The organism is Wenzhouxiangella sediminis (genome assembly GCF_003410055.1).
Classification (GTDB): domain Bacteria; phylum Pseudomonadota; class Gammaproteobacteria; order Xanthomonadales; family Wenzhouxiangellaceae; genus Wenzhouxiangella; species Wenzhouxiangella sediminis.
Genome location: NZ_QUZK01000037.1, coordinates 201,188 through 209,280, shown reverse-complemented (window position 1 = coordinate 209,280; position 8,093 = coordinate 201,188). Strand labels below are relative to the sequence as shown.

Annotated in this window: 10 protein-coding genes; 1 reads left to right on the top strand and 9 read right to left on the bottom strand. The window is 63.7% G+C overall.

The features are described 5' to 3' along the window. The 7 genes from DZC52_RS09530 to DZC52_RS09495 all read right to left on the bottom strand — a co-directional run. Positions 1–216, bottom strand: a 216-nt coding sequence (locus DZC52_RS09530) for a hypothetical protein (RefSeq protein WP_181918878.1), incomplete at its 3' end; no start/stop codon positions are given. Positions 217–250: 34 nt separating this feature from the next. Beyond that, positions 251–1,522 carry a tetratricopeptide repeat protein gene (locus tag DZC52_RS09525; protein WP_181918877.1) on the bottom strand — a complete coding sequence of 424 codons (1,272 nt, stop codon included), beginning with the start codon at positions 1,520–1,522 and terminating at the stop codon, positions 251–253. Further along, entirely contained in the window at positions 1,522–2,157 is a 636-nt protein-coding gene (locus DZC52_RS15520; protein ID WP_181918876.1) for an energy transducer TonB, read from the bottom strand. Before DZC52_RS15520 ends, DZC52_RS09525 begins: the two co-directional genes overlap by 1 nt. A 2-nt stretch (positions 2,158–2,159) precedes the next feature. Further along, positions 2,160–2,567: an ExbD/TolR family protein gene (locus DZC52_RS09510; RefSeq protein ID WP_116650904.1), complete on the bottom strand. Its 408-nt coding sequence runs from the start codon at positions 2,565–2,567 to the stop codon at positions 2,160–2,162. A 44-nt stretch (positions 2,568–2,611) separates the two neighbouring features. After that, positions 2,612–3,136, bottom strand: a complete 525-nt coding sequence (locus DZC52_RS09505) for a MotA/TolQ/ExbB proton channel family protein (protein ID WP_116650903.1) — start codon at positions 3,134–3,136, stop codon at positions 2,612–2,614. Continuing rightward, positions 3,120–4,469 (bottom strand): MotA/TolQ/ExbB proton channel family protein, encoded by a 1,350-nt coding sequence (locus DZC52_RS15740; RefSeq protein WP_245960797.1) that lies wholly within the window; start codon positions 4,467–4,469, stop codon positions 3,120–3,122. Before DZC52_RS15740 ends, DZC52_RS09505 begins: the two co-directional genes overlap by 17 nt. Positions 4,470–4,474: 5 nt before the next feature. Further along, positions 4,475–5,242, bottom strand: coding sequence for a DUF3450 domain-containing protein (locus DZC52_RS09495; protein ID WP_116650901.1), 768 nt, complete (start codon positions 5,240–5,242; stop codon positions 4,475–4,477). A 210-nt stretch (positions 5,243–5,452) separates the two neighbouring features. Here DZC52_RS09495 and DZC52_RS09490 point away from each other — a divergent pair, with 210 nt between their 5' ends. Further along, on the top strand, positions 5,453–5,899 hold the full coding sequence (locus tag DZC52_RS09490) for an RDD family protein (RefSeq protein WP_281268754.1): 447 nt from the start codon (positions 5,453–5,455) through the stop codon (positions 5,897–5,899). A 28-nt stretch (positions 5,900–5,927) separates the two neighbouring features. Here the strand turns inward: DZC52_RS09490 and lptG are convergent, their stop codons facing one another. Both lptG and lptF read right to left on the bottom strand, forming a co-directional pair. Next, the gene (gene lptG, locus DZC52_RS09485) at positions 5,928–7,001 is read right to left on the bottom strand and encodes an LPS export ABC transporter permease LptG (protein WP_181918874.1); all 1,074 of its coding nucleotides are present in this window, start codon (positions 6,999–7,001) and stop codon (positions 5,928–5,930) included. Further along, positions 6,998–8,065 (bottom strand): LPS export ABC transporter permease LptF, encoded by a 1,068-nt coding sequence (lptF, locus tag DZC52_RS09480; protein ID WP_116650898.1) that lies wholly within the window; start codon positions 8,063–8,065, stop codon positions 6,998–7,000. The genes lptG and lptF overlap by 4 nt, the downstream gene beginning before the upstream one ends. Positions 8,066–8,093: the final 28 nt, after the last annotated feature.

The following is an 8,093-nucleotide window of genomic DNA, read 5'->3' as shown; positions in this document are numbered from 1 at the left end:
GGAGGCCTTCTTCTTGGAAGCCTTCTTCTTGGAAGCCTTCTTCTTGGAGGCCTTCTTCTTGGAGGCCTTCTTCGAAACCTTCTTCTTGGTCGCCTTCTTCTTGGCGGCCTTCTTGGCGGCCGGCGCGGAGGCGCCAGGCGATGCCGGGGTCGAAGCCGTCGCGGTCCCCTGGTCAGGCACCTGTTGTTCCAGCTGGGTTTCTTCGTTGATTTGCATGATGCTGACCTCCCTGGGTCGTGATCAGGATTATCTAACTACTCGCCCGGCGAGAGCGTTCATTGCGGATATGGTTCATCCACTCCCTCGCAGCAGTTTCTACTCTGCCATAATCCGTTGCCTCGTTAAAGGCTTCCAGCGCGCCATCCACATCGCCCGTGTTGTACAGGGCGGTTCCCAGCAACAGGTAAGCATTGCCCGTCTGGCTGTCCGACAGGCCGCCGAGCTCGACGGCTCGACTGAGCGCTTCGACCGCTTCTTCCCAGCGCTCCTGGTCGGTCAGGATGAACGCTCTTTGAAGGTCGATCTTGCCGTCGGTCGATTGCGCGCCCGCCCGTTCATAGGCGTCGAGTGCACGCTCGAGCTCCTTGGCCTCGTACCAGGCGCCGCCGGCCATTTCCCAGTTGCGACGGGTGTTCTCGACGATGCCCTGTTCCAGGCCTTCCTGGAGCACTTCGGCGGCCTTGCGCGGAAAGTCGAATTCCTGCTGCAGGCTGGCCAGCTGCATGTACTCGCCCTGCTTGTCGAGCAGCCCCTTGCGATGGGCCAGCGACAGCACGGCCATGGAATCGCGATTGCGATCGAGCTGGACATAAACCGAGGCAAGCTGAACCCAATAGCTCTTCTTCTCCGGATTCATCCGAATGAGAATCTGGAGCACTTCCGCCGCCGCAGCGTATTCTTCGAGCTCGAAGTGCATGCCGAGCTTGAGCTGGTACCACTGTTCCTTGGGCTCGTCGGAGAGCGCGATGGCGCGTTCGATAGCTGCGATCGCCTCGCGGAACTCGTCGATCTGGGCGTGGATGCTGGCCTTCATGACCCACACGTCGACCTTGTTTTCCTGCTCATCGGGCGTAACGCAGAACCAGATATCGAGCTGATCGAGAGCGTCGCTGAAGCGATCTATCGTGTAGTAGAGCTGCGCGACCTGCAGGATCATCTGGTAATGCTGGCTGTTGGGCAGCTGGTTGAGATCGATCGCGCGCTTGAAGAAGTTGATCGCGTCCTCGTACTGCTCCTGCTGGGCGCGAACGAAGGCCATGGCCTGGAGAATCGTGGCGCTGGCGTATTCGTCCGTGCGATTGCGTTCGAGCAGCGACTCGAGTGCCGGATAGGCTTCGGCGTAGTTGTCCTCGCCGATCATCTCGTAGATATCGCTGAGGCGATTGTAGGTCCGCTCGGTGAGCGCGCCGGCCGAGACCTCGCGCTCCACTCCGCACTGGTAGCCCGCCACTTCGGTCTGGGCCAATGCCTGACCGGAAACGACGAACAGCGCGCTCAGCAAAACAATGTTGGCAGTCTTCATCATGCGTCGTCCAGAGAGAAGTCGATAGTCTGGGTCGCCTGACGTTCCACGGCCTGGCCGTCGACGACGCGCGGCTTGAATTTCCAGCGCAGGATGGCGCGAATCGCCTCGCGGTCGAAGACTCGCGGCGGCTGGGAGTCGATCACCCGCGGCGAACGCACCGAACCGGTTTCGTCGATCGTGAACTGGATCGTCACGTAACCCTCGATCTGGGCCACGGCGGCGTCACGCGGATACTGGGGCTGGATGCGCACCAGCGGCACGACGTCGCCTTCCGCATTGCGGTCGGCCTGGCTCATCGAGCCCAGGAAGGGTCCGGTGCCCGACATCGACAGATCGAGATCCGGCATGTCCAGCTGAGGCATTTCCTGGACCTGCTGCTCCATCTGCGCGATTTCCATGTCCGGCGGCGGGGGCGGTTCTTCCGGCGGCGGCGGCGGCGGCGGACGACGCCGATCACGCTCCTCGATGGTATCGTCGATCTCGACCGGCCCGAAGCGAATCCCCGGCGGCGGCTCGAGCTTTTCGCGCTCGCCACCGGCACCCGAGATCAGGGTGTGCATGATGTAGAAGGTCACCAGCGTGACCACGACGGCCAGCACGACGGCAACGGCGTAGCGAATTCCGGAACCCATGGTTACCTCCCGCCTTCCGGCTCGGCCGAGATCGAAATGCGGTTGATGCCGGCGGCCTGGACCTGGTCCATGACCTCGACCAGCATGCCCGTGCGGGCGCCCCGGTCGGCAATGAGCACCACGGCCGATTCAGGATTCTCGGCTTTCGCTCGCTCGACCTCCGGGCGAACCTGGTGGATCTCGACCTGCTGCTTGTTCATCCAGATTTCGTCGTTTTCCCGTATGGCAATTAGAACATTACCTTGTGGACGAGGTTCCGCGGTCAATGCCGTCGGCTTGTTGACCTCGACCCCCGTCTCGCGGATGAACGACGTGGTGACGATGAAGAAAATCAGCATGATGAACACGATGTCCAACATCGGCGTGATGTTGATCTCGGGCTCATCCTTTGTTGCGTGTCTGCGTGCCATGTTCTAGTTAAACCTGTTTGCGACGCCAATAGCCAGCTGGTCGTTCAGTCGAACCGCAGCAAGTCCTCGAGACGCTCGGTCTCGATCTCCGACTTGCGCTCGAGGAAGGAACCGAAGTACAGCCCCGACAGGGCCGCGACCATGCCCGACATGGTGGGAATGGTGGCCTGCGACACGCCGGCGGCCATGGCGCGGGCGTTGCCCGTGCCGAAGAAGGCCATGACGTCGAAGACCGCCACCATGCCGGTCACCGTTCCAAGCAGCCCGAGCAGCGGGCAAACGGCAATCAGCGTCTGGATGGTTCGAATGTTGCGCTGCATTTCCTGGCCGACCTTGCTGATCAGCTCCTCGCGGATCCGGCTGGCATGCCAGGACTGGTGGTCCGTCCGCTGCTGCCACTGATCGAGAACTTCCTTTCGACGCTCGGGCAGAACACGGAAATAGAACCAGTAGCGCTCGATGATCAGGGTCCACATCACCAGGAGCACGGCGAAGATCGCCCAGAGGACGTCCCCGCCGAGCTCGATGAACCCGCGAATCGAGTCGAAGAAATTAGCTAGCGCTACCATGGCGACGCTCTGCGAGTCGTGCAATGATGCCGGCGGCCTGCTCTTCCAGGATCTGGATCAGCGAGCGGCTGCGGCTCTGCAGCAGACTGTGGAGAATCGTCAGCGGGATGGCCACCGTCAGACCCAGGACGGTCGTGATCAGTGCCATCGAAATACCGCCGGCCATCATGCGCGGATCACCCGTACCGAACAGCGTGATCTGCTGGAAGGTCTGGATCATGCCGACCACGGTACCGAGCAGACCGATCAGCGGCGCCACCACGTACAGCACCTTGATCAGCGGCAGGCCCGATTCCAGCGGCGCGGTCTCGCGCAGGATCGCTTCGTCGAGCTTCAGCTCGAGAGTTTCGACATCCTGATCCGGGTTGTCCTGGTAGACCTTCAGCACGCGGCCCAGGGCGTTGCCCTCGTCGGCCTCTTCGCGCTTGAGCTGGCGCTTGATGGCGTTGCCCTTGATCGTCAGCACGATGCCGCGCCACAGGGCGAACAGAACGCCGAAGATACCCAGGGCGATGATCACGTAACCGACCTCGGCACCCTGGCGGATGCGTTCCTGAATGGTCGGGGCGCGAACGACCTGCGCCAGGATGGCGCCGCGGGTACCGTCGATGGCCATGTCGACCACTTCGTCGCCGCTGGCTTGCTGCAGGTTCTCGGCCATGTTCTGGAAACGGCCGGCCGGCTGGCGGGGCAGCTCGACGAGCAGGCCCTGATCGCCGTCCCACTGCAGGAACTTGCCGTTGGAGACGACGTTGAACACGCCGACGCGGACGACTTCGCGGTTTTCTTCGCGCACGCCGTCGGCGTTGATCAGGTCGGACTGGAACTCGACGACTTTGCCCGACTCGGTGATCTCGCGCACCATTTCGTACCACATCTGGCGCAGTTCGCCGACGGTGGGCAGCTCGCGCGCCTCGGCCAGGTTGGCGAAGAACTCCGAGCGGCCGGGGTACTGCGCGCTGACCATCGACTCTGCCAGGTTGCCGCGCAGGTCGCCGGCGACCTGGCGGACAACGCCGAACAGCTCGCCGAGGTTGCCCATACGCTCATCCAGGGTCGTTTCCAGCTCGACCAGCTGCAGTTCGTTCTCGTCGAACTGGTTCTGCAGGCGATCGGAGCGCTGCTCTTCGGCGCGCAGTTCGGCGCGAGCCTCTTCGAGAAGCTGGCGCTGATTGTTGCGCTCGTTGATGAAACGCTGCAGGCGCTGCTGGTCCACGCGCTGTTCTTCCTGAGCTGCCTGCTGAACCTGCTGCAGGAGCTCGTCGAGGGTGTCCTGCGCGCTGGCCGCGAAGGGCATGGCCAGCGCCAGCACTGCAATAAGAAGTCTAGTCATGCTCATCATTCACTCTCCGGGGCGGGCACGGGCAGCGGAATCAGGTCGGGCGCGACCTGGTTGCGGGCAATCGCCAGGCCGTCGCTGACGGGCAGCCGGTAGCCGTCGTCGAGCTGTTCGAACTGACGGCTGTTCGGGTTCCACCAGCCAGTCGACTCGCCGTCGAGCGACTGCCAGAACAGCAGGGTGCGGCCCACGCGCAGGAACTCGACCTGCTGGCCGTCGGGCAACGCGCCGCGATAGGCCTCCATCGTGCGCCCGTACTCCAGTTCAGCCTGGTAGGACTCGATGATGAGGCGGAACTTCTCGGAGTTGGTGATATCCGAGCGATCCAGCGTATCGACGACGTTGTCGGCTCGATCGAGACGCTCCTGGAGGCGGAAGGGCACGTCGGCCTGCACCAGCTGCTCGAGGGTCTCGGCCATCTCGATCATCAGCGGGACGACGTCGCGGTTGGTCTGCTCCAGGCCCTCGAGCTGCTCGTTGATCGAGGCAATCTCTTCTTCCTGGTTGTTGACCACCGCCTGCATCTGTTCGTTATAGGCACGCAGGCTTTCGGTCTCCGCGAGAACCTGCCGATACTCGTCGATCAGCTGCTGGGTCTCTTCGTCGACCTGGTTGATCCGCTCCTGGGTCTGCGCGGCCTGACGCGTGATCCGGTTTTCGGTATCGATACTGCGGTCAAGCACCTGCGCGTGGGCGGCGAAAGCGCCGAGCATCAGCCCGGAGCCCAGCACCAGCAGGCGTGAAATAGGGGTTGAATGTTGTGACATTGTCGTATCCGCTATGCTTGAAATTCGTGGCTTTGCAAATGTCTTGGCATTGGCCTAGACCGGCAATCGAACTAGAATACCGCGCACACCCCCGAATTGAAAGACGAGGGGCCGTCGCGAACCCGCACCGAATTGCCGGAATGCGGAACCTACCCGCATCCGGGCCCGACGTCAAATCCCGTGAACGACAAAAACCCTTCAAGCGAAGCCATGGTTCCCGGCCACCTCGCGCCCTGCGGGCTACTCCGACGTGTGGCGTCAATGGTTTACGACACATTGCTCGTCATTGCGCTCGTGATGGTCGCAGCGGCCTTCGTCGTGATTCCGGCGGGATCGGAGATCCGCTCGGGCACGCTCTGGTTCCAGGCCTACATCCTCGTCGTCTGGTGGGCCTACTTCGCAGTCTGCTGGCGACTGCGCGCACAGACTGTCGGAATGAGGGCCTGGCGCGTGAAACTCGTCGCAAGAAAAGGAGAGCGGGTCAGCTGGGGCGCAACCGTAGTGAGATTCCTTGTTGCCTGGATTTCGGCGGCCGCGCTCGGCCTCGGCTTCCTGTGGAGCCTGTTCGAGCCACGGCGACGCACCTGGCACGATCTGGCTTCGGCCACCGGGCTCGTGGTCATTCCCAAGGCGGACAAGCACCGATCATCGAACTGAACCGGCACCGGACCGGCACGCCCCACGACTAGAGCCTTCTCAACAGCAGCAGCCCGATCACGCCAAAGAACAGCGCGGGCAGGATCATCAACAGCCACAACGGACCGGGCCAGAGCATGGCGGTGCCCTTGATGAGCCGGCTGATGACGAAGAACATCAGCCCCAGCGAAAGACCCACGAAGGTGCTGAGTCCCCGTCCGCCCTGTCGTCCGCCCCGGAAGGCGAACGGCAAGCTGACAAGAATCATGGCCAGGACGTTGAGCGGGAAGAACAGCCGATTCCAGAGCGCCTGCCGGTACTGCCCGGTATCCAGTTCATTGGCGTCGAGCAATTCGATCATGCCGACCAGGTCACCGATGGCAAGCATTCGCGGCTTGCTCACCGCCGAGGAGAAAAGGTCGTAACTGAGTGTTGAATCCAGGGTCACGGGGCTCTCACGCGTGGACTCACCGCCCTCGAAAACGGCGCGACGGGACACGTTGCGGAACTGCCAGGAATCGCCGGTATGCGTCGCCCCCGTTGCATGCATCACCAGGGTCGGCTTCATGCCTTCTTCAATGCGGTAGACCAGGACGTTGCCGAACTCCGGCCGGTTGTCGTCGGCCCAGGCCGAGTAGCCGATGCGAAGCATCATGTTGCCGTCCCGCAGCCAGAGCGCCCCGAAGCGGCCCAGATGAACCTGCCCGCTTCGCCACTGGTCGCGCTGGGCGTTGGCACGCGCCTCCAGCCCCGGAATGACGAACTCGGCCAGCATGAACAGCACAATCAGGCACGCTCCGACCGAGAGCATCACCGAAGCCAGGATCCGCCCGCGGTCGTAGCCGGCAGCGCGCATGGCAACCAGCTCGTTCGTTGCAGCCAGCCCCCCGAGCCCCAGCATGGTGCCGATGAGGGCGGCGAACGGGAAAATGTCGTAGAGCCGGCTGGGCATGGTCTGGACGATGAAGGCCAGCACCTGGAGCGGCCCGTAGTCGCCGGACATGTCCTGCGCTTCGCGCACCACTTCGATCAGCGTGTAGAGCCCGACGAGCAGCACGGCCACGATCAGCACCCACACCAGGACCGTGCGGCTGATGTAGCGCCCCAGGATGCCCGCGGTCACCACGCCCTCCAGTGCCGCCAGAACAGGCCGAGCACGAGCAGCAAAAGGGCGCCGTGAACCGGCCAGAGCCCCGGACCGCGCATCGCTTCGTGCTGCTCCATGAGAATGAGCCCACCATGAATGGCGTTGCTGTAGACCAGGTAGAGGAGGAGGGCCGCGACGACGCTGCCGTGCCGCCCCTGCCTCGGCTTGCGGCTCGACAGCGGCAGGGCGAGCAGGCCGAGCAGAACCCCGGCCAGCGGTGCGGCCAGGCGCCAGTGCCACTCCCGGCGCTCGGAAGGCGTGTCGGCCGGCCAGAGCTGCGGCAGGGAAAAGCTCGCCTCGCTTTCGACCGACGCGTCCTCGGGCGCCGGAAGCTTCAATTCATTGCGCGCGAACGACATCTCGCGAATCCCGCCCTCGAGCGGCTCCGAAAGATGCGACACCTGGTGGCCGTCGGTGAGCAGCAGGTAACGATCCTCGTCCTCGCCGGGCAGCCACAGCCGCCCGCTGCTGGCCGTCAGGACCTGCGTCGTGCCGTCCTCCATGTGCTGGATGAAGATGTCGCTGAGTTCGTCGCTGCGGCGGTCGATGCCCCCGACGTAGATCGTCGTGCGGCCCTGGTTGAGACGATCGAACTGCCCCGGCCGCAAGCCGGCCACCACGGCGTTGCGCGCGGCGTCGGCGAGCAGCGTGGCCGAACGCTCCACCGCCAGCGGCGAAAGCCAGCCGGACACGATCAGCAGCCCCCCGGCCCAGAGCAACGCGACGGAAGCCACGGGCCGCAGCAGTTTGCGGTAAGCCAGCCCCCCGCTTCGCATCACCACCATCTCGCTCTCTTCCTGCAGCCGGCCGAGCGTCATGAGAAGCCCCGTGAGCAGGGCCAGCGGCCCGACGAGCATGATGGCCTCGGGCAGTCTGAGCACCAGCATCAGGAGCACGCTGCCTCCGGGCAGGTCGCCCTGCGCCGCCTCGCCGAGCAGTTCGGCCAGGAACAGCGCGCTGACCACGCCGAGAAACACGACCAGGCTCAGGACGCTGGCGAGCAGGCCCTGCCGCAGGATATAGCGCTGGAGAATCAGCATCCGGACTTCAGCCGCTGATGGTTACAAT